The sequence below is a fragment of the Spongiactinospora gelatinilytica genome, from assembly GCF_003236385.1.
Lineage (GTDB): Bacteria > Actinomycetota > Actinomycetes > Streptosporangiales > Streptosporangiaceae > Spongiactinospora > Spongiactinospora gelatinilytica.
This window is the reverse complement of record NZ_POUA01000770.1, coordinates 1-958: the sequence shown is the minus strand read 5'-3', so window position 1 is coordinate 958 and position 958 is coordinate 1. Positions and strand designations below refer to the sequence as shown.

General features: G+C 73.5%; 1 protein-coding gene. It reads left to right on the top strand.

All coding sequences use genetic code 11. From position 1 onward, the window contains the following. Window positions 1-67: 67 nt before the first annotated feature. Window positions 68-958: extracellular solute-binding protein (locus C1I98_RS39295; protein ID WP_146607948.1), on the top strand; the 891-nt coding region annotated here is incomplete at its 3' end.

The following is a 958-nucleotide window of genomic DNA, read 5'->3' as shown; positions in this document are numbered from 1 at the left end:
ACGGCACGCCGTAGACCTTGCCGCCGCGGTTGTAGGCGGGCAGCGTGCGCAGCCGCTTGGGGATGTCGTGGTAGTCGGGCAGCAGGGCGGTGTTCACCGGGCCCACCTTGCCTCCTACCACGGATACACCGAGTGGGGCGGCAACGACCCCAAGGTCAACTGGGTCGCGCCGTTCGAGCGGGAGACCGGCTGCAAGGTGACCACGCTCGACCATGTGCGCACCGCCGAGGAACTGCACAAGGCGTACGACGCCGCGTCCTACGACGTGGTCGCCGCCGGTCCCGAGGCGGCCGGGCGGCTGATCGCCGAAGGCAAGGTGGGCCCGGTGAACACCGCCCTGCTGCCCGACTACCACGACATCCCCAAGCGGCTGCGCACGCTGCCCGCCTACAACCGCGGCGGCAAGGTCTACGGCGTGCCGTACCTATGGGAGGCCACCCAGCTCGTCTACGACGCGGAGGGGGAGCGCCCGCGCGGCGCGGACGCGCTGTTCAAGTCCGGCGCGGCGGCCATCGAGGACGATCCGCTGAGCATCGCCGTGGCGGCGCTCGCGCTGCGCCGGACCGAGCCCGATCTCGGTGTGGACGACCCCTTCCAGCTCACGCCCGCGCAACTGGACCGGGCGCTCGCCCTGCTCGCCGACCGTGCGGACAAGGGACGGATCTACTGGACCGACCCGCTCGACGTGGTGTCCGGTTTCGCCGACGGTTCGATCTCGTTCGCGCAGACCTCGCCGTACGTGGTGAGCCTGCTGCGCAGGGCCGGACGGCCGGTACGGGCGGCTTCGCCCGACCCGGGCCCGGGCCGGGCGGACGCCTGGATGCTGGCGGCCGAGCCGCAGCACCCGAGCTGCGCCTACCAGTGGCTGCGGTGGACGAGCGCGCCCCGGGCGCAGCGCGACGCCGCCGCCTGGAACGGGCTGGCCCCCGCCAATCCCGGCGCGTGCACGGGCCGGGCG